This is a genomic window from Xanthomonas phaseoli pv. dieffenbachiae (assembly GCF_008639345.1).
Classification (GTDB): domain Bacteria; phylum Pseudomonadota; class Gammaproteobacteria; order Xanthomonadales; family Xanthomonadaceae; genus Xanthomonas; species Xanthomonas phaseoli.
This window is the reverse complement of the sequence record NZ_CP041380.1, coordinates 3,114,899-3,134,678: the sequence shown is the minus strand read 5'-3', so window position 1 is coordinate 3,134,678 and position 19,780 is coordinate 3,114,899. Positions and strand designations below refer to the sequence as shown.

At 66.5% G+C, this 19,780-nt stretch carries 12 protein-coding genes and 2 pseudogenes; 10 read left to right on the top strand and 4 right to left on the bottom strand.

What is annotated here, in order from left to right; translation table 11 throughout:
• Nucleotides 1-129 precede the first annotated feature (129 nt).
• The 3 genes from FLG15_RS14175 (at nucleotide 130) to FLG15_RS14165 (ending at nucleotide 4,731) form a co-directional block, all read left to right on the top strand.
• Nucleotides 130-2,535, top strand: a complete 2,406-nt coding sequence (locus tag FLG15_RS14175) for a putative bifunctional diguanylate cyclase/phosphodiesterase (protein ID WP_057679026.1) — start codon at nucleotides 130-132, stop codon at nucleotides 2,533-2,535.
• A 138-nt stretch (nucleotides 2,536-2,673) separates the two neighbouring features.
• Nucleotides 2,674-3,396, top strand: coding sequence for a pseudouridine synthase (locus tag FLG15_RS14170; RefSeq protein ID WP_033473845.1), 723 nt, complete (start codon nucleotides 2,674-2,676; stop codon nucleotides 3,394-3,396).
• Between the two features lie 207 nt (nucleotides 3,397-3,603).
• Nucleotides 3,604-4,731 carry a GGDEF domain-containing protein gene (locus FLG15_RS14165; RefSeq protein WP_057679025.1) on the top strand — a complete coding sequence of 376 codons (1,128 nt, stop codon included), beginning with the start codon at nucleotides 3,604-3,606 and terminating at the stop codon, nucleotides 4,729-4,731.
• A gap of 163 nt (nucleotides 4,732-4,894) precedes the next feature.
• Here FLG15_RS14165 and FLG15_RS14160 read toward each other — a convergent pair whose 3' ends face one another.
• Nucleotides 4,895-5,842: a DMT family transporter gene (locus tag FLG15_RS14160; RefSeq protein WP_057679024.1), complete on the bottom strand. Its 948-nt coding sequence runs from the start codon at nucleotides 5,840-5,842 to the stop codon at nucleotides 4,895-4,897.
• 403 nt (nucleotides 5,843-6,245) lie between these two features.
• A complete protein-coding gene (locus FLG15_RS14155) occupies nucleotides 6,246-7,079 on the bottom strand; it encodes a DUF72 domain-containing protein (RefSeq protein WP_057686977.1) in 834 nt (277 codons plus the stop codon).
• 614 nt (nucleotides 7,080-7,693) lie between these two features.
• Between FLG15_RS14155 and rraA the strand changes: the two genes are divergently transcribed.
• The 3 genes from rraA to FLG15_RS14140 all read left to right on the top strand — a co-directional run bounded on the left by rraA (nucleotide 7,694) and on the right by FLG15_RS14140 (nucleotide 11,223).
• Nucleotides 7,694-8,194 carry a ribonuclease E activity regulator RraA gene (rraA, locus tag FLG15_RS14150; RefSeq protein ID WP_150147691.1) on the top strand — a complete coding sequence of 167 codons (501 nt, stop codon included), beginning with the start codon at nucleotides 7,694-7,696 and terminating at the stop codon, nucleotides 8,192-8,194.
• 22 nt (nucleotides 8,195-8,216) lie between these two features.
• A complete protein-coding gene (locus tag FLG15_RS14145) occupies nucleotides 8,217-9,812 on the top strand; it encodes a serine hydrolase (protein WP_335338807.1) in 1,596 nt (531 codons plus the stop codon).
• Between the two features lie 145 nt (nucleotides 9,813-9,957).
• Nucleotides 9,958-11,223, top strand: a complete 1,266-nt coding sequence (locus FLG15_RS14140; protein ID WP_057677466.1) for a cation:proton antiporter — start codon at nucleotides 9,958-9,960, stop codon at nucleotides 11,221-11,223.
• Between the two features lie 64 nt (nucleotides 11,224-11,287).
• Here FLG15_RS14140 and FLG15_RS14135 read toward each other — a convergent pair whose 3' ends face one another.
• Both FLG15_RS14135 and FLG15_RS14130 read right to left on the bottom strand, forming a co-directional pair.
• Complete coding sequence (locus FLG15_RS14135; protein WP_057677467.1) at nucleotides 11,288-12,481, bottom strand: sensor histidine kinase; 1,194 nt, start codon at nucleotides 12,479-12,481, stop codon at nucleotides 11,288-11,290.
• Entirely contained in the window at nucleotides 12,478-13,167 is a 690-nt protein-coding gene (locus tag FLG15_RS14130; protein WP_005912893.1) for a response regulator, read from the bottom strand. Before FLG15_RS14130 ends, FLG15_RS14135 begins: the two co-directional genes overlap by 4 nt.
• A gap of 105 nt (nucleotides 13,168-13,272) precedes the next feature.
• On the opposite strand from FLG15_RS14130, the pseudogene FLG15_RS14125 reads away from it, so the two are divergent.
• The 4 genes and pseudogenes from FLG15_RS14125 (at nucleotide 13,273) to FLG15_RS14110 (ending at nucleotide 19,775) form a co-directional block, all read left to right on the top strand.
• Nucleotides 13,273-14,740 (top strand): annotated as a pseudogene (locus tag FLG15_RS14125) (efflux transporter outer membrane subunit).
• A gap of 18 nt (nucleotides 14,741-14,758) precedes the next feature.
• Nucleotides 14,759-15,593 (top strand): annotated as a pseudogene (locus FLG15_RS14120) (MipA/OmpV family protein).
• A 22-nt stretch (nucleotides 15,594-15,615) separates the two neighbouring features.
• Nucleotides 15,616-16,719 (top strand): efflux RND transporter periplasmic adaptor subunit, encoded by a 1,104-nt coding sequence (locus FLG15_RS14115; RefSeq protein WP_057677468.1) that lies wholly within the window; start codon nucleotides 15,616-15,618, stop codon nucleotides 16,717-16,719.
• On the top strand, nucleotides 16,716-19,775 hold the full coding sequence (locus tag FLG15_RS14110) for an efflux RND transporter permease subunit (protein ID WP_150146610.1): 3,060 nt from the start codon (nucleotides 16,716-16,718) through the stop codon (nucleotides 19,773-19,775). The genes FLG15_RS14115 and FLG15_RS14110 overlap by 4 nt, the downstream gene beginning before the upstream one ends.
• The last annotated feature ends 5 nt before the right edge of the window (nucleotides 19,776-19,780 follow it).

Below are 19,780 nucleotides of genomic sequence, written 5' to 3'. Positions count from 1 at the left end.
GCGTCGCTAACCCCGATCGCAGGACGCCAAGCGGGCGTAGCCATACAGACTCGGCCGTTGCGGCCGTTACTGCCTTCAGGCGCCCAGTGGGCGCCTGAATCGCACTGGGGCGGCGAAGGACGGACGGCGATGGCGCAGGCAGTACGCGGCAAGGGCGGTGGGCAGACCATGCATCTGGTGCGTGGCTGGCTGACGCTTCCTCTGGCGCTGTTGATCGGTATCGCCGTCTGCATGACGGTGGTGTCGGCGCTAGTGATAGAAGTCCAGTCCGGCGCGACCGCCTGGATCGTCGGCCAGAGCCACTGGTCCAACGCCCAGCAGGAATCGGTGTACTGGATGGAGCGCTACCTTGGCAGCGGCGATACGGCCGATCTGCAGGCCGCCTGCCGCGCGCTGGAAGTGCCGCTGGGCGACCGCGCCGCACGCGTGGCGATCGAACAGCCGGTGATCGATTGGGACGCGGTCTACGCCGGTCTGGCCGCTGGGCGTAATGCCCATGAAGACATGCCGCAAATGGTGCGGCTGTATCGCTACGGGCATCAATTTCCGTATCTCGGCGACGCCATCGCGCTGTGGAAGCGCACCGACGCCGGCATCCTGCAATTGAGCGACCTGGCCGACCGCGCCGCCTCGGTGCACGCTGCCAACCGGCCCGACCCGCGTGCGCTGCAGGCACTGCGCGATGAACTGCATCTGCTGGACGGCCGCATGCGCCGCGATGCGGCCGAATTCCTGGCCTGCCTGACCCGCTGCGCGCGGCTGTTGCACGATGTGATGGTGGTCTGCAGCCTGGCCACCTTGCTGCTGGTGTTGATCACCTGCGTACTGGCGATGCGGCGCATTCGCGATTATCTGCTGTCGCATGAAGGTCGCTTCCGTACCGCGTTTCAGCAGGCGGCGCTGGGCATGGTCAAGTTCGACCTGCGCGGCAACGTGCTGGATGCGAATGCGTCGATGGCCAATGTGCTGCTCTACCGGCCCGAAGAGCTGCAGGCGTGCACGCTGGCCGAGGTGATGCATCCGGAAGACATCAAGCTGGACAGCCGCGGCATGCTCGATTGGCCCAAGCTGCTGCAGTCCGGAGAGCTGCGCTTTCTGCGTGCCGACGGCGGGGTGATGTGGGGCCGCTGGAGCGCGTCGTTGGTCGAGCCGGGGCCGGAAGAGCCGACCCTTGTGCTGGCGGTGATCGAAGATGTCTCGCACGCGCACGAGCTGGCCGACGAAGTGGCCTTCCATGCGCGCCACGATGCGATGACCGGGCTGATCAATCGGCATGAAATCGAACGCCGGCTGCTGCGCCTGATCGAGCTGCCGCAATCGCCGCAGATGTGCCACGCGCTGTGCTTTGTCGACCTGGATCACTTCAAGCTGGTCAACGACACCTTCGGGCATGCGGTCGGCGACAGGTTCCTGTGTCACTTCGCCGACGTGATCACCATGCAGCTGCGTTCTGGCGATTGGCTGGGGCGCCTGGGCGGCGATGAGTTCGCCATCCTGCTGGCCAATACCGATCTGGCGCAGGCGCAAATCGTGCTGGAACGCATGCACGGCGTGCTCGGTCAACCGTGGAGCCATCAAGGCGGGCGACCGCTGACGCCCAGTTGCAGTTTTGGCGTGGTGGAGATTCGCCAGGGCGTCAGCGACCTCACCACCTTGATGACCGCCGCCGATCTGGCCTGTCATGCGGCCAAGGAAGAAGGCCGCAACCGCGTTCGCTGCTTCAACGAAAACGATCTGGCGCTGGCGCAGCGCCGCCACGATGGTGGCTGGATCAGTGCGGTGCAACAGGCGATCGCCGAAGAGCGCTTGCTGTTGTACGCGCAGAAGATCCAGGTGCTGAACGACCCGGGGCGCCTGCAGTACGAGGTGCTGGTGCGCATGCGCGCCAGCGACGGGAGGGTGCTGAGCCCGGGTGAATTCTTGCCGGCGGTGGAGCGTTACGGCCTGGGGCGCATGGTCGATACCTATGTGCTGGAAGCGCTGTGCGCGCAGTTGTCGGCCAACCCGATGCATGTGGCGACGCTGGACCTGTGCCACGTCAATCTGTCTGCGCAATCGATCGCGCAGGCGGATTTTCTCGACGTGGTCTGTGCCCTGTTCGAACGCTACCCGGCACTGGTGCCGAAGCTGTGCATGGAGATCACCGAGACCGCAGTCATCGGCGATCTGGAACACGCGCAGCGTTTCGTGCAGAGCGTGCGCGCGCGCGGCTGCCACGTGGCGCTGGACGACTTCGGCAGCGGCCTTGCCTCGTTCGGCTATCTCAAGCAATTCACCGTGGACGTGTTGAAGATCGATTGCGGCTTCGTCCGTAACTACGCGCACGATGCGGTGGATCGCGCGGCGGTGCATTCGATCGCCCAGGTCGGCCTGGCGCTGGGCATCGAGGTGGTCGCCGAAGGCGTGGAATCGGAGGCCGACATCCCCGGTCTGCGCGACGCCGGTGTGGGCCAGGTGCAGGGTTTCAGCCTGCATCGTCCATGCCCGCTGGAAGAGCTGTTGCACACGCCGCAGCTGGTGGCCGTCTCCGGGTAAGCGCGCCTGACCCAGGCGACGTCGCGCAGCGTCATGCCGGTGCTGCGTGCACACGCCTTTGCGACGGCCTGCTGCCGATTGCTGGCCCGGGCAGCCGGCATGACGCACGGCCTGCTCCAAATCGCCGATAATTGGCAGATGACGATCCGACTCAACAAATACATCGCCGAAACCGGCTTCTGCTCACGCCGCGAGGCCGATCGCCTGATCGGAGAACGCAGGGTCACCGTCAATGGCGTGCCCGCCGGCACCGGCGCGGTGGTGGGCGAGGAAGATACCGTGCTGGTGGATGGCCAGCCGCTACGCATGCGCGAGGCCAAGAAGCTCGGCGGTCGCAAGCACGTCTATATCGCGCTCAACAAGCCGGTGGGCATCACCTGCACCACCGAGAGTTCGGTCAAGGGCAATATCGTCGAATTCGTCGGTCACGAGCAGCGCATCTTTCCGATCGGCCGGCTCGACAAGGACTCCGAAGGGCTGATCCTGTTGACCAGCAACGGCAACATCGTCAACGAGATCCTACGTGCGGAAAATCGCCACCAGAAGGAATATCTGGTCGCGGTCAACAAACCGGTCACCGACGAATTCCTGCGTGGCATGGCACGCGGCGTGCGCATCCACAACGAAACCACGCTGCCGTGTCGCACCGCGCGTATTGCCAAATTCGGCTTCCGCATCGTGCTGGAGCAAGGCCTGAATCGGCAGATTCGCCTGATGGCTGCCGAATTCGGCTACCGGGTGACGCAACTGCGCCGGGTGCGCATCGACAACATCAAGCTGGCTGCGCTCAAGCCGGGGCAGTGGCGCAACCTCAGCGATGCGGAATTGCGCGGGCTGCTGCCGCAACGCACCGACTGGTAAGTGCCTGTGCCGGGCCGGCTGCATCGCTGCCAGGTCAGCGCAGCCGGCGTTTCAGACACGGCACATGCGCGCGTGGTACTGCCGTGCTGCCGCGCCACACGTGCAACCCCGCGGCGGGTATTTGCGCCCGCCCGATGGATCACCCTTCGACACGGCCGATGTCGGCCAGGGCGGTGCTTGCGGCACGGCAAGGTGCGGGCCAGCCAGATGGTGGCACTTGCCGGGCTCCGGCATACTTTCACAGATAACAGCCAGGGGGCGGCAGTGATCAAACCGGAATTGCCGAGCAACGAGGCCGAGCGGTTGGCCGCGCTGCGCCAGTACGACGTGCTGGATACGCCGGCCGAACGTGCATTCGACGACCTGACCATGATTGCCTCCACGCTGTGCGAGACGCAGATGGCGGCGGTGGTGCTGGTGGACGAAGACCGGCAATGGTTCAAGTCTGCGCACGGTGCGCCACGCAGCCAGGCACCACGCGATATCTCGTTCTGCGCGCACGCGATCCTGCGCCCGGACGAAGTGCTGATGGTGGACGACACCTTGCTGGACCCACGCTTCCACGATAACCCTATGGTAGTCGGCAGCGGCGGGGTACGCTTCTACGCCGGCGCGCCGCTGGTGACCAGCCAGGGCATGGCGCTGGGCTCGCTGTGCGTGTTCGACCAGACCCCGGCGCACCTGCGCGAAGACCAGCGCCAGGCCTTGCAGGCCTTGTCGCGGCAGGCCTCGCACCTGCTCGAGTTGCGGTTGGCCGGCAGGCAGTTGCGCCAGCAGTTGCACGAGCGCGAGTGGTACGAACAGCAGATGGCCGGCTATTACGCGCAGATGGATGCGTTGAACGCCGACCTGGTCGAACAGACCCGCACCGATCCGTTGACCGGCCTGCCCAACCGGCGCGCGTTCGCGGTGGCGTTGGCAGCGGCCACCGAACAGGTGCGTGCGGTGGGCCAGCCGCTGTCGGTCGCGCTGCTGGACGTGGATCATTTCAAGACCGTCAACGATGTGCATGGGCACGATCAGGGCGATGCAGTGCTGCGCGAACTGTCCACGTTGTTGCGTGCGCATATGGCCGGTGCCGGCACCATCGCCCGGTATGGCGGCGAGGAATTCGTGTTGCTGCTCCCCAATGCGGATCTGCTGCAGGCACGCGTGCAATGCGAATACCTGCGCCAGAGCGTGGCGGCGATGACGATCGCGCTGCCGGTGACGGTGAGTATCGGCGTGGCGACCTTGTACCCGCAGGAAAGCGTGGAGGCAGTGATCAAGCGCGCCGACCAGGCCCTGTATGCGGCCAAGCGCGGCGGGCGCGATCAGGTGGTTGCGCTGGAATAGGGGCGGGCGCGGCTGCGCGCCTGCCGATGCAGATGGCCTGGCGAGCGCATGGGACGTCGATTGCCGTGTGCCGGGCGCCGAACCGGCGCGATGCAGCGTGAGCGTCGGCGTGCATCAACGCAGAGGTCGCTGTGGAGATGCGTGGTCTTGCAGCGCAGTGCAATCAGTCGACGATGTTCTTCGCCTCGGCTGTGCCGAGCACTTCCGGGTGCGCGACCGTGCGCCGACGCTCCAGGACCGGATGCAGGAATACCGCGCCGAGAATGATTGCCACGCCGAGATAGAACTGCAGGGTCAGTTCGCGTTGTTCGCCCAGCAGCGCGATCGCCAGCACGATGGCGTAGACCGGTTCGAGATTGGTCACCAGTTGCACCGAATAGGCGCTCAGATGCCGCAAGGCGACCAGCGCCAGCGCGAAGGGCAGCAAGGTGCAGGCCAGTGATAACGCCAGCAGCAACACGGCATCGTGCAGGCCGGGCACTACCAGCAGATCGCCATGTAACGCTGGCAGCAGCAGCGGCATGGCCGGTGCAAGCAGGGTCAGGGTCAACGTGCCGGCACCCAGTTCCAGCGCGGTGACGGTGAGCGGGTCGGCATGCGCCACCATGCGCTTGTTGAGCGAGCCGAATAGCCCGACGAACACCGCCGAAATCGCGCCTACCACCACGCCGGCCCGCATGCCGTCCGGCACCCCGCCGACGACCAGCGCCACGCCGGGCAACACGGCCAGCCCGAACAGTAGCTCGCGCGGACGGAATGGGCGATGCGTGACCACTGGCTCGATCACCGCGGTGAACACCGGCGCCAGTGCGATACAGGTTGCCGCCACCGATGCATTGGCCAGCTTGATCGCGCCGTAGAAGGTGAGCCAGTGCAAGGCAACCAGCGCGCCGATGCCGCAATAGCCCAGCACTACACGCCCGGACAAGCCGCGCAACCCCCGCCACACGCGTGGCCACAAGGCCAGTGCCACCACGACGATCAACATGCGCCACCACACCAGCGGCAATGCCTGCAGCGTGATCAGCTTGCCCAGGATCGCGGTGATGCCCCAAAGCAGGACGCAGAAGTGAATTTGCAGTTGCGCCTTGCGCAGGTCGGTCGTGGGCATGCGTCATTGTCGCCGAAAACGGCGTGATGTTGCGCTGCGAGGGAATCGGCGGCGGCGTGCAGCGGCGCCGATGGAGGGATGGCTGATCAGGCGGTCGCGCAGTCATCGCGCGAGACGCCCGCCATCGACGACTTGCATCACGGCAGGAGCGTCCACGAGCGATGCATCACCCCACGCCGCGATCGATCACCGCACCCCGGCGCGCAACGCCGTGCTAAGGAGACGGCCGCATCCATCATCGCCGATTGCCCTCATGCGCGGGCCAAGAGCGGCTGATAAACCAGCAAGCCGTCGTCAGATGGCTGGGGATGCCGCACGCAGAATCCGAACGTACGCATGCAACCTGCCGATTCCCAAGCCGCCGCGCCCATATCGCCGCTGGGCTGTCGCGTTGCGAGCTGCTCTAACGCGCCGACACTTGTTTCAACAGCGCCATCGCCGCTGCCGGGTTGCGTTCCTTCGCCGCACTGATGAAAAACACGAAGACCTCGCGCGGCTGCGGTGCTGGCGCCGTCGTTGCATCCACGTGCGGCAGGTCGGCCGGGTCTTCGCCGCGGCGCCAGGACTTGATGCGCTCTGCCCAGCGCGCCAATGCCGGCGCCGGATACCCGGCATGCAGGCGCGCCTGGCTGCGCATCAGACGTGCATAGACGAAATCCGTGGACAGATCGGCGAACGAGGGGTGCTCATCCGAATCGGTGAACACCGTGGCCACGCCATGGCCGCGCACCAATGCGAGCAGCGCCGCATCCACCGCATCATGGTCGCGGATCTCCAGTACATGGCGCAGCGCACGCGTGCCTGCACGCTTGGGCAGCAACGACAAAAACGCGTCCAGATCGTCGGCCTGCAGCCGGTGCCCTTGTTCGAATTGCCACACCAGCGGCCCAAGCGTATCGCCGAGCTCGACAATGCCGCCGATGAAATCTTCCACCTGCGCCTTGGTACCGGCCAGCTTGCGCGACTGGGTAATGCGGCGCGGCGCCTTGGCCGAGAACACGAAGCCGGGCGGCACCTCATCGCGCCACTTCGCGTACGTGGCCGGCTTCTGCGTGCCGTAATAGGTTCCGTTGATTTCGATGGCGGTGACGTGGCGGCTTGCGTATTCCAGCTCGCGGCGCTGCACCAGCCCTTCCGGGTAGAACATGCCCGCGCGCCACGGCGCATAGACCCAGCCACCAATGCCGATGTGGATGCCGTCGAGGGCGGGCGGGGCGGAAGCGAACAGATCGGTCATTGCATGGATACTCGCTGGCGAGGTCGTGCGTCGTTGCGGATGCGTCAATGGGTGCGACGCGCGCCGGCCGATCATAGCCTTGGGGCAGGTGGCGCGATGAGAAACGTGGCGGCCAATGAGGCGCCGCGGTGAAGGGCAATGGTTGAGCCTGCATGACGCAACGGTGCATCGCAGTGGGGCGGTCGTCTTGCCGAAGTGCGTTGCCCCTGCGCTGGTCTGCCGTGTTGGGGTTACACGCCGCAGGAGGCGAGCTGCGCATGCCACCAACGGCGCCGCTGCCGGCAACCCACGTCGGCTGCGTTGCGTCTCGGTGCCGCAATTCGGCGCCTTCGCAGTGCTTACCTCAAGCAGATGCCCTGGACGCCAGCGCAGCGCCGCACTGCCGAGTGCCCATACGCGGCAGTGCGCCGCATGGCGACTGCCTTGCAGCGACCATCATGAAACGGCGAACGCAGCGGTGTCCGCGTGCGCGCACTGTCGTTGCGCGTGCGTGCCTGCATGTCGCGTTATCGGGTATCGGACATCGGGTAACGGGTATCGGGCATCGGTCCCCCATCGCCCGCGCGCCGCCACAGCCGGCTACCATGCCAGCTCTGCCGCGCGAGATCGCCCCGATGACCTGGACCACGCCTGATCTGTGTGACCGCTACCCCGACGTGACGATCGCCGAGCCGCTGTTCCGCCACTTCGGCGGGCGTACGGCATTCGCCGGACCGATGGTCACGGTGCGCTGTTTCGAAGACAACTCGCGGGTGCGCGAGCTGGCCGCCACGCCGGGCGATGGCCGCGTGCTGGTGGTGGACGGGCAGGGCTCGCTGAAGCATGCGCTGCTGGGCGACCAGATCGCGGCCACCGCAGTGGCCAACGGCTGGGCCGGCGTGCTGATTCACGGCTGCGTGCGCGATGTCGAGATTCTTGCCACGTTGCCGCTGGGGGTACTGGCGCTGGCGGCTTGCCCGCGCCGTACCGAGCGACGCGATCTGGGCGATGTGGATGTGCCGGTGAATTTTGCCGGCGTGCCCTTTGTTCCGGGCCATTGGCTGTATGCCGATGCCAATGGCGTGCTGGTAGCGCCGCAACCGCTGGCGCTGGATGGCGCCGGCGGATCGATCTGACCAACAACCTGAAGGTGATGCAGTGACCTTGAACCGATGGCTGAGTGGGGGCGTGCTGATGGTGGCAAGCTTGGTGACGACAACGCACGCGGCCGAGCTTCCCGCCGGCATGCAGCAGTTCGATGCGCAGATGGAACGCGTGCGCAAGCAGTTCGACGTGCCCGGTCTCGCGGTGGCCATCGTCAAGGACGGCCAGGTGGTGCTGGAGCGCGGCTACGGCGTGCGCGAGACCGGCAAGCCCGCGCCGGTGCAGGCCGACACGTTGTTTGCCATTGCCTCCAATACCAAGGCTTTCACTGCCGCATCGCTGTCGATTCTGGCCGATGAAGGCAAGCTCTCGCTCGACGACAAGGTCATCGACCATCTGCCGTGGTTTCGCATGTCCGACCCGTACGTGAGCGGACAAATGCGCATCCGCGATCTGCTGGCGCACCGCAGCGGCCTGAGCCTGGGCGCTGGCGATCTGTTGTTCTGGCCCAGCACCAGCTACACCACCGAAGAGGTCGTGCAGCGCCTGGCCAAGGTGCCGCTGAAGGGCGGCTTTCGCGACCGCTATGCCTACGACAACATCCTGTATGCCGTTGCCCAGAAGGTGATCGAGCAGGTGTCCGGGCAGAGTTACGCGGCGTTTCTGCAGCAACGCATCTTCGAGCCGGTGGGCATGCGCGGCACGCGCTTCAACGCCGACCATCTGCAGCCCGGCGATCACGCGGCAGTCGGGCATGCCAAGTACGACTTTACCGAGCTGCGCACGGTGGCGCCGCTGACCTGGTCCAACAACTCCGGTGCCGGCGGCATCTATGCCAGCGCGCACGACATGGCGCTGTGGATGAACGTGCAGCTGGCCGGCGGCATCCTGCCCGATGGCAAACCCCTGTTCAGCGCCAAGCGTCAGCAGGAAATGTGGTCGATGATCACGCCGATCCCGATCGGCGAGGTGCAGGTGCCCGAGCTTGCCGCGGCGCGGCCGAACTTCGCCGGCTACGGTGAGGGCTGGAGCCTGAGCGACTACCGCGGCCATCGCATGGTCTGGCATACCGGCGGCTGGCCCGGCATGGTGTCGCGCCTGACGCTGCTGCCGGATCAGAAGCTGGGCGTGGTGGTGTTGACCAACCAGGAAGTGGGCGCTGCGTTCAACGCCGTGACCTTCCAGGTGCTGGATGCGTTCTTGCAGGTGCCGTCCACCGACTGGACCGCCGCCTACGCCAAACTGGTAGAGAAGGCCGACAGCGATGCGGACGCAAGTTGGAAGAAGCACCAGGACGCGCGTGCGGCGCGTTCGACGCCGTCGCTGCCGCTGCGCAGCTACGCAACCACCTATCGCGACCCCTGGTACGGCGATGTGGTGATCGTCCAGGACGGCAAGCGGCTGCGCATGCAGTTTGCCAAGACCGCCCAGTTGGTGGGCACGCTGGAGCATTGGCAGCACGACAGCTTCATCGTGCGCTGGGACGACCGCTCCTTGAATGCCGATGCCTTCGTCAATTTTGCGCTGACCCCGGATGGCGCGGTGCGCGAGATGTGCATGGAACCGATTTCGCCGCTGACCGATTTCAGCTTCGATTTCCAGGACCTGGTGCTGACGCCGGTGCCGGCGCAGGCCGCTGCGGGCACATGATGCAGACAAGCGCCGATGGCCTGCGCGCCGTGCCTGGCGGGCCCAAGCGCGCAGGTGGGCTCAGATCGCCACGGCGGCCGCACGCTATCGGAGTGCGGCAGCTCCGGTTACGATCTGCGCACTTTTCAGGGATGTCGCCGCACGCATGACCACTCCGCAGATGTCGGTGTATTTCTTTTTGCAGGCTGCCGCGATTTTGTTGGTGTGCCGGCTGGTCGGCATGCTGGCCAAGCGCCTCGGGCAACCGCAGGTGGTGGGCGAAATGATTGCCGGCGTGATGCTGGGGCCTTCGTTGTTCGGCTTGCTGGCGCCGGGCGTGCAAGCAGCCCTGTTCCCCAAGCAGGCCATGGACGTGCTGTATGTGTTCGCGCAGTTCGGCGTGGGCCTGTACATGTTCCTGGTCGGAACCGATTTCCGCGGCGACCACTTCCGCGCGCGCTATCGCAGCGCCATGAGCGTGTCGATGGCGGGCATCGCGGTGCCGTTCCTGCTGGCGTTTGCCATGTGCCCGTGGCTGATCAACGTGGAAGGCCTGTTTTCGGAACAGGCCAAGCTGACCGAAGCGTCGCTGTTCCTGGGCGCGGCCATTGCGATCACCGCCTTCCCGATGCTGGCGCGCATCATCCACGAACGCGGTCTGACCAATAGCCCGTTGGGCACCTTGGCGCTGACCGCCGGCGCGTTCGACGATGCGGCAGCGTGGTGCATTTTGGCCGTGGTGCTGGCCAGTTTCGGCGGCAGTTGGGGCAGTGCCTACCTGGCCATCGGCGGCGGCATCGGCTATGCGGTGTTCATGATTTTCGTCGGCCGGCATCTGCTCAAGCGGCTGGCCGATCATGTGGTGCCCGGCCAGCCGCTGAGCAACAGTGTCCTGGCGGTGGTGCTGATCCTGTTCTGCGTCAGCGCCTGGGCGATGGATGCGATCGGCATCCATGCGGTGTTCGGCGGTTTCCTGCTCGGGGTCTGCTTGCCCAGGGGCGCATTGACCGAGAAGCTGCGCGAGATGCTGCAGCCGTTCGTCGTGGTGTTGCTGCTGCCGATGTTCTTCACCTATTCGGGCTTGAAAACCCAGCTCAGCGTGTTGCTGCAGCCGCAGATCATGCTGGCTGGCGTGGCGATCCTGGCCGCATCGTTCATCGGCAAGGGCGTGGCTTGCTGGGCCGCGGCGCGTGCGACCGGCGAGAACAACCGCGACGCGATGGCGATCGGCTCGCTGATGAATGCACGCGGGCTGATGGAGCTGATCATCATCAATATCGGCTTGCAGGCCGGTGTCATCGAACAGGGCCTGTTCTCGGTGCTGGTGCTGATGGCGATCCTGTCCACGCTGATGGCCACTCCGTTGTTCAACTGGATCATGCGCCGCCACGCCCATGTGAGCGATGCGGTGCCGAGCCTGCAATCGCGGTGATCGGGCGCGCAACTGCCCGCGGGTGCGGGCACTTGCACTGGCGTGTGCGCGGCCGGGCGTTGCGTCAACGCCCCAGCGGTAACTGCACGCTGGCCAGCAGGCCACCGCCGGGGCGATTGCTGACGACCAGTTGGCCATCGTGCGCCTGGCAGATGGCCGAGGCGATCGCCAGGCCTAGGCCGCTGCCGCCGGAATGCCGCGCGCGCGAGCTGTCGGCACGCCAGAAGCGGTCCAGCAGGTGCGGCAGTTGCGCAGGCGCCACGCCGGGACCGCGGTCGCCGACGGTGAGCTGCACGCTGTTGCCGTCGCGACGCATCTGGATCTCCAGCAGCTTGCCGGCTGCGGCGTAGCGCAACGCGTTATCGATCAGGATCGACAGCACCTGGCCCAGCCGGTGCCGGTCGGCATGCAGGCGCAGCGCCGGATGCGTGGGGTAGTGGATGGTCATCTGCGCCTCGCGCAGTGCCGGCCCTGCCCATTCGATACGCTCGGCGACGAGCTCCCGCAGCTCGACGCTTTCCGGCTCCAGCACCAGCTGGCCGGCACGCGCCAGCGACACCAGGTGCAGGTCGCCGATCAGGCGATTGATCTGCTCCAGCTGGCGATGTACCAGCCGCAGTTGCTCGGGTTCGCGCGGGAAGACGTCGTCCAGCATGCCTTGCACGCGTCCCATCGCGGCATTGAGCGGGGTGCGCAATTCATGCGCCAGCATCGCGCTGGAGTCGCGTAATTCGCGCTCGTACTGCTGCAGCCTGCCGCTCATCGTATTGAAGTCCTCGGCCAGCGCGGTGAGCTCGTCCGGCGCGCCGCGCACCACTTGTGCGCGTGCGCCGAAATCGCCATCGCTGACCCGGTGCGCCGCGAAAGCCACCTGCGAAAACTGCCGCGAGAGCGGCCGCGACGCGAGCAGGCCGCAGAACAAAATGACCGGCACCGAGATGGCCATCATGGCGCCCAGCATCCACCAGTCCGGATTGGCCAGCCCGGGCAGGAAATTTTCGATGTCGTAATAGCGCTGGAACAGCTCCCACAGGCGGGCCTGGTTGGCCCTGGGCTGCTCGATCAGCTCGGAGATCTCCGCACGCGGCCCGGCCGGCACGGTGCTCAGGATCAGGCTGTAGCGCAGGTTGAAATAGCACCACATGCCGAACGCGATGACCATCATGGTCACCACCGCCAGCGCGCTCATGCGCAGCCCCACCCACCACCACAGGGGCGCCTGGTTGCGCCAGGCATGAAACCGCCGCAGCACCTTCATTGAAAGCGATACCCCACTGCACGCACGGTGACCAGCACACCGGTGATGCCATGCACTTCGAGTTTGCGGCGCAGGTTGTGGATGTGCGAATCCACCACCCGTTCCAATGCATCGCTGTCGGGCAGGCAGGCGTCGAGCAGTTCGCTGCGCGTAAAGGCCTTGAACGGCGTCTTGAGCAGCAGCGCGAGCAGGTTGAATTCGGTCGGGGTCAGATCCAGCGCCACGCTGTCGCCGTTTTCGTGTTGCACGCTGGCCACCACGGCGGCCGGATCCACGCTGAGCCGACCGTGCTGCAACGGCTCGCCCGGTGCGCGCACCGCCACGCTCCGGCGTAGCACCGCATGCACGCGCGCCACCACCTCCTTGGGGCTGTACGGCTTGACCACGTAATCGTCGGCGCCGTAGCGCAGGGCGCCGAGCTTTTCCGGCTCGTCGCCGATGGCGGTGACCATGATCACCGGCGTGTCGCCGGCGCGGCGGATCGTCGACAGCACCTCGATGCCGCTGAGCTTGGGCAGCATCACGTCCAGCAGCACCAGATCCGGTGCCCATTGCCGGTGTAGCTGGATGGCGCGTTCGCCATCGCCGGCCACCGCCACATCGAAGCCGTCGCGGCGCAGATAGGCCTCCAGAATGCTGGCGCTATCGCTGTCGTCTTCCACCAGCAGAACCTTTTTGCCTGTCATGGCGTGTTGCCCTGTCGTCTCGATCAAATCTGGATAATTCCCGAAAACAACCTGGACGCTGCGGGTCGAGGATGTCGGTCGAGATTGGCTCTGTGCTCCGACATCATGATTCCACAAATTATTCCGCATCGTTGGTCTTGCGTGTGCCTGGTTGCCGCCAGTGCGGTGCTGTCTGCTGGCTGCTCGCTGACGCCGGCCTACCAGCGCCCGGTGGTCAGCGTGCCGGCCACGTTCGGCAGCCCGCAGGCCGCACCCGCACCGGCATCCGCTCAGCCCGACGCCGATGCGACCGCCGCGGTCGCGTTGAACGCGCAAGAGCGCGCGTTTCTGCAGGCCTTCGCGCCAGACCGCGACCTGCGGCCGCTGGTCGAACGTGCCTTGGCCCACAACGGCGATTTCCGCCGTGCGGCGTTGCAGGTAGAACAGGCGCGTGCGCAATACGGCATCGCGCAGGCGTCGCGCCTGCCGACGCTCGCCGTCGGCGCACAGCAGCTGCGGCAACATTTCGACAACCCGACGCTGGATGCGCGTTACCAGCAGGATCTGGTGATTGCCAATGCGGGGATCGGCAATTTCGAAGTGGACTTTTTCGGCAAGCTGCAGGCGATGTCCGAGGCCGCACGCCAGCGCTACTTGGCCAGCACCCATGGCCGCGACGCGGCGCGTGGCGCCCTGATTGCAGAGGTGCTGCGCGCCTACACCGCCGAGCGCACCACCGCGCAGGCGCTGCACCAGCTGCAATCGCTGGATGCCGACAGCGCTGCATTGCTTGCCATCGCCGAGCGGCAATATCAGGTGGGGCTGATTGCGCGCGACGAGCGCGATGCGCAGCAGCGGCAGGCCGACCAGGCCCATGTGGCGGCCCTGCAGGGCAACGACAACCACGCCGCTGCGGTGCGCGCGCTGCAATTGCTGGCCGGCTACGACAGCACGCCGGTACCCGGCGATCTGCAGGGGCTGATCGCCGCCGATACGTCGGCAAGTGCGTGGCGCGCGCTGGATTCGTCGCTGTTGCTGCAACGCCCGGACATCCAGCAGGCCGAGCTGGAGCTGCGCGCGGCCAATGCCGATATCGGCGCGGCGCGCGCGGCGTTTTTTCCGTCGATCACCTTGAGCAGCAGCGTGGGCACGGCCAGCGACGGATTGAACGGCTTGTTTTCTGCAGGCCACGGCGTGTGGAGCTTCATGCCGCAAGTGAATCTGCCGTTGTTCGATGGCGGCCGCAATCGCGCCAACCTGGACCTGGCGCAACTGCGCAAACGCGCCGATGTGGTTGCCTACGAGCAGGCAATCGAAGCGGCATTTCGCGAGGTCGCCAACGCGCTCGACGCCCACGCCACCTTGTCGCAGGCCGAGCCGCGCGCGCGAGCAGGTCGAACGCGAGCAACTGCGACTTGCTCGCATGCAACAACGCGTGGATGCCGGTCTTCAAGACCGCAGCGCGCTGCTGGCCGAGCGGACCCGCATCGCCCAGACCGAACTCGATTACCTGGATACCGCACGTCAACGCGTGCTGAGCCGTATTGCGCTGTTTCAGGCGTTCTATGGCGTGCGCCTGCCCACCGCTTCCTGACTTCCGACGGAGAATTCGATGAACGTATCGTCCTTCAATCGCCTGCGCGGCAACCATGTGGTTCGCGCCAGCCTCCTTGCCTGCATGAGCGCCATCCCGTGCATCGCGCACGCACAAACCGATCTGACCGGAAGTTCGCGCCTGCTGGGAGACCGCACCGAGATCACCGCCGGCGCCGCAGCGGTGGCCACGCCGGAGTATGCCGGTGCCGAGCGCGCGCGTGCAATTCAATCCGGTGCTGGTGGTGCAGCGTGGCGTGTTGTTCTTCGACACCTCGCGCGGTGGAGGCCTGCAATTCCAGAGCAAGTCCGGCTTCTACATATCGCAATCGCTGTATTACGACCTGGGCCGGCTGCAACGCGACAGCAACTGGCGGCCGGGCTCGCGCCTGCTGGCCGGCATGGGCGATGTGCCTGGCTCGGTGACGGCACGTACGCTGGTGATGCAGCAAGTGACGCCCTACATGAACGTCAATGCGGAGGCGGAATTCACGCTCAAGGATGCTGCGCGCCGCAACCGCTATCGCGCCGGGATGGAGTTCACCCTGCTGCATAGCGCCAGCGACACGGTCACCTTGGACCTGGACGTGCATGGCGGCGACCGCCGCTTCAATCAGGCTTACTTCGGTGTCAGCGATGCGCAAGCCGCGCGCACCCGCTTTGCCGCCTTCAATGCCGGGTCCGGTGCGTATGCCGCCGCGGTAGGTGGCAGCTGGACGCACTCGCTGGGCGAGCACTGGGCCACCACGGTGGGGGTCACCGGAACGCGCTACCTCGACAACGCCGAAGACAGCCCGCTGGTGGCACGCCGCAGCGTGGTGAGCGGCAACCTTGCACTGACCTACAGCCGCTGAGCGGCATACACCGGGGGATCGAATGATGACGATGTTTTATCGCGGCCTGGTGTGCGGCACGTTGCTGCTGGGACTGGCCGCATGCAGCGGGCCGGATGCGCCGGCCACCGAGACACCGCGCGCGGTGAAGCTGGAGCGCTTCGGCAGCGGGAGCGATAACCCGCTGCAGGTGCCGGCGCTGGTGCGCCAGGAACAACGCGCCGAGCTGGGGTTCGAAGGGGCAGGCCGTCTGTCGGCAGTGCTGGTGGATGTCGGCGACCGGGTGACCCGCGGGCAACTGCTGGCACGGCTGGACGATGAACCGCTGCGCCTGCGCGAACAGCAGGCCGATGCCAACGTGCGCGCGGCACTGGCGCAGTCTGGCGAACGGCAACTGCAATTGCGCCAGCAACAGGCAATGTTCGATGACGGCGCCAGTTCCAATGCCACCTTGACGGCCGCGCGGGCGGCGGCAGATGCGGCCGCCGCGCAGCTGCAGGTGGCCAGGGCCGACCTGGCCATGGCGCGCCGCGGCACGCGTTTGGGCGAGCTTCGTGCGCCCTTCGATGGCAGCGTGGTGGCGCGCCTGCAGCAGCCGCAGGCCGATGTGGCGGCGGGGCAGGTGGTGCTGCAGGTGGAAGGGCAGGGCCGTGTGCAACTGGTCGCCACGCTGCCGGCAACTGCCGGTGCCGGCCTGGCGCCGGGGCAGACCGTGCGTGCCCGCATGGATACGGGCGAGGCGCCGATCGAACTGCGTCTGCGCAGTCTTTCCAGCCGCCTGGACAATGCCACGACCGTACAGGCGTTGCTGGAACCGCTCGCCGCCGCGCCGTCGCTGCGTAGCGGCGACAGCGTGATGCTGACGCTGCCGCCTCCTGCCGCTTCCACGCCGAGCGTGCCGTTGTCGGCGGTATTGCCCCGGCTCAACCGGCAGCGGGCCAGCGTGTTCGTTTACCAGCCGGCAAAGCGGGCCGTGATCGAACGCGCGGTCGACCTGGGGACGATCGTCGGCGAGCGTGTGCAGATTCTGCGCGGGCTGCGTGCAGGCGAGCAGGTGGTGAGCGCCGGGGTGGGCTTCTTGGTGAACGGCCAGCCGGTGACGCCACTGCAGGCGCAAACGCAGCTGAGCGGAGGTCGCACGCCATGAAGCTGACCCAGATGGCGATGCGCTCGAGCCGGCTGACGCTGTTTGCCGCAGCGATGATCCTGATCGGCGGCATCGTGGCGTTTCTCGGTTTCCCATCGCAGGAAGAACCGTCGGTGACCGTGCGCGACACGCTGGTGTCGGTGGCCTATCCCGGCATGCCCAGCGAGCAGGTGGAAAACCTGCTGGCGCGTCCGGTGGAAGAGCGCTTGCGCGAGTTGGCCGGCATCAAGCGCATCGTCACCACGGTGCACCCGGGCAGCGCGATCGTGCAGCTGACCGCCTATGACGATGTGCAGGATCTGCCTGCGCTGTGGCAGCGCGTTCGCGCCAAGGCCGCGGAGGCCGGCGCGCAATTGCCTGCGGGCACGCTTGGCCCCTTCGTCGACGACGACTTCGGGCGCGTGTCGGTAGCCTCGATTGCGGTGACCGCAACGGGCTTTTCGATGAGCGAAATGCGCGCCCCGTTGCGGCGCATGCGCGAGCAGCTATACGCCTTGCCCGGCGTGGAGCAGGTGAAGGTGTATGGCCTGCAGGACGAGGCAGTGTATGTGTCGTTCGATCGCGCGCGGTTGCTGGCGAGCGGATTGACGCCCGCCAGCGTGATGGCGCAGTTGCGCGCGCAGAATGTGGTGGGCTCCGGTGGGCAGGTCGCGGTGTCCGGGCTGGCGCTGACCGTGGCCACGTCCGGCGAAATCCGCACGCCCGAGCAGTTGCGCGGCGTGCTGCTGAGCGTGCCAGGCGCGCCTGCCGGCGGTACCCGCGAAGTGACCCTGGGCGAGCTGGCACAGGTGCAGGTGATGCCGACCGACCCGCCGCAAAGCGCGGCCGTCTACCAGGGACAGCCGGCGGTGGTGGTCTCGGTCTCGATGCAGCCCGGCACCAATATCGCCGACTTCGGCAAGGCGCTGCGCGCCAAGCTCGACGACACCGCGCGTGAGCTGCCTGTCGGCTTCACCCAGCACGTGGTGAGCTTCCAGGCCGATGTGGTCGAGCGCGAGATGGGCAAGATGCATCACGTCATGGGCGAGACCATTGTCATCGTCATGGCGGTGGTGATGCTGTTCCTGGGCTGGCGCACCGGGTTGATCGTCGGCGCGATCGTGCCGTTGACCATCTTCGCCTCGCTGATCGTCATGCGTGTGCTGGACGTGGAGCTGCAGACGGTCTCGATTGCCGCCATCATTCTTGCGTTGGGCTTGTTGGTGGACAACGGCATCGTGATTGCCGAAGACATCGAGCGCCGTCTGGTGGCCGGCGAGGAACGCCGCCAGGCCTGCATCGATGCGGGCCGGACGTTGGCGACACCCTTGCTGACCTCCTCGTTGGTCATCGTGCTGGCGTTCTCGCCGTTCTTCTTCGGCCAGACCAGCACCAACGAATACCTGCGCTCGCTGGCCACCGTGCTCGGCGTGACGCTGCTGGGCTCGTGGTTGCTGAGCATCACGGTGACGCCGCTGCTGTGCATGTACTTCGCCAAGGTGCATGTCGCCAAGACCAGCGACGCCGGCGAGTCGCGGTTCTATCGCGGCTACCGCCGCGTGATCGAACGCGTGCTGCAGCACAAGGTGCTGTTCATCGGTGCGATGACGGCGATGCTTGCGGTGGCGGTCACCGTGCTGGTGTCCATTCCGTACGACTTCCTGCCCAAGTCCGACCGCCTGCAGTTCCAGATGCCGGTGACGTTGCAGGCGGGCAGCGATGCACGCCAGACCCTGCGCACGGTGAGTGAACTCAGCCGCTGGTTGGGCGACCGCCATGCCAACCCCGAGGTGGTGGACAGCATCGGGTATGTCGCCGATGGCGGGCCGCGCATCGTGTTGGGCCTGAACCCGCCGCTGCCGGCGGCCAACCAGGCCTACTTCACGGTCAGCGTGCGGCCGGGAACCGACATCGATGCGGTGATCGCACGGGTGCGCTCGCATGTGCGCAGCCACTTCCCCGCGCTGCGTGCCGAGCCCAAGCGTTTTTCGCTGGGCGCCACCGAAGCCGGGATGGCGGTGTATCGCGTGGTGGGTCCGGACGAGGCCGTCCTGCGCAGCAGCGCTGCCGCGATTGCCAGGGCGTTGCGGGCGGTGCCGGGCACCGTGGACGTGCAGGACGATTGGCAGGCGCGCATTTCGCGCTACGTGGTGCAGGTGGACCAGCTCAAGGCCCGCCGCGCCGGTGTGAGCAGCGAAGACATTGCGCAGGCCTTGCAGGGGCGCTACAGCGGCGTGGACGCCACCTTGATCCGCGACGATGGCACCGATGTGCCGGTCGTCGTGCGCGGCAGCACCGACGAGCGCGCCGCCAACGGCAATCCGGCCGATACGTTGGTGTACCCGCAGGCAGGCGGCGCACCGGTCCCGTTGGCGGCGGTCGCCACGGTGCTGCGCGACAGCGAGCCGTCGGCGATCCAGCGGCGCAATCTCAGCCGTGCCATCACCGTGACCGCACGCAACCCGCAACTGACCGCGACCGAGATCGTCGAACGGCTGTCCGCGCCAATCGCCGCGCTCAAATTGCCGCCCGGCTACCGCGTGGAGATCGGTGGCGAGCTGGAAGATTCGGCCGAAGCCAATCAGGCCTTGCTGCACTACATGCCGCATGCGCTGGGCGCGATCCTGTTGCTGTTCGTGTGGCAGTTCAACTCGTTCCGCAAGTTGTTCATCGTGCTGTCGGCGGTGCCATTCGTGCTGATCGGTGCGGCACTGGCGCTGGTGATAACCGGCTATCCGTTCGGCTTCATGGCGACCTTCGGCCTGCTGGCGCTGGCCGGCATCATCGTCAACAACGCGGTGTTGCTGCTGGAGCGCATCGAAGCCGAACTTGCCGATGGCCTGCCGCGCCGCGACGCGGTGGTGGCGGCCGCGGTCAAGCGGCTGCGCCCGATCGTCATGACCAAGCTCACCTGCATCGTTGGCCTGGTGCCGCTGATGCTGTTTGCAGGCCCATTGTGGACGGGCATGGCGATCACCATGATCGGTGGGCTGGCGTTGGGCACGCTGGTGACGCTGGGCCTGATTCCGATCCTGTATGACCTGCTGTTCGGTTTGCGCCTGCGCCGCGGTGCCTGAGCGTT

Excerpts from the sequence above, each read along its gene's own strand:
- FLG15_RS14175 (WP_057679026.1), top strand. The coding sequence starts at position 130 with ATGGCGCAGGCAGTACGCGGCAAGGGCGGTGGGCAGACCATGCATCTG.
- FLG15_RS14170 (WP_033473845.1), top strand. The coding sequence starts at position 2,674 with ATGACGATCCGACTCAACAAATACATCGCCGAAACCGGCTTCTGCTCA.
- FLG15_RS14165 (WP_057679025.1), top strand. The coding sequence starts at position 3,604 with ATGGTGGCACTTGCCGGGCTCCGGCATACTTTCACAGATAACAGCCAG.
- FLG15_RS14160 (WP_057679024.1), bottom strand. The coding sequence starts at position 5,842 with ATGCCCACGACCGACCTGCGCAAGGCGCAACTGCAAATTCACTTCTGC.
- FLG15_RS14155 (WP_057686977.1), bottom strand. The coding sequence starts at position 7,079 with ATGACCGATCTGTTCGCTTCCGCCCCGCCCGCCCTCGACGGCATCCAC.
- rraA (WP_150147691.1), top strand. The coding sequence starts at position 7,694 with ATGACCTGGACCACGCCTGATCTGTGTGACCGCTACCCCGACGTGACG.
- FLG15_RS14140 (WP_057677466.1), top strand. The coding sequence starts at position 9,958 with ATGACCACTCCGCAGATGTCGGTGTATTTCTTTTTGCAGGCTGCCGCG.
- FLG15_RS14135 (WP_057677467.1), bottom strand. The coding sequence starts at position 12,481 with ATGAAGGTGCTGCGGCGGTTTCATGCCTGGCGCAACCAGGCGCCCCTG.
- FLG15_RS14130 (WP_005912893.1), bottom strand. The coding sequence starts at position 13,167 with ATGACAGGCAAAAAGGTTCTGCTGGTGGAAGACGACAGCGATAGCGCC.
- FLG15_RS14115 (WP_057677468.1), top strand. The coding sequence starts at position 15,616 with ATGATGACGATGTTTTATCGCGGCCTGGTGTGCGGCACGTTGCTGCTG.
- FLG15_RS14110 (WP_150146610.1), top strand. The coding sequence starts at position 16,716 with ATGAAGCTGACCCAGATGGCGATGCGCTCGAGCCGGCTGACGCTGTTT.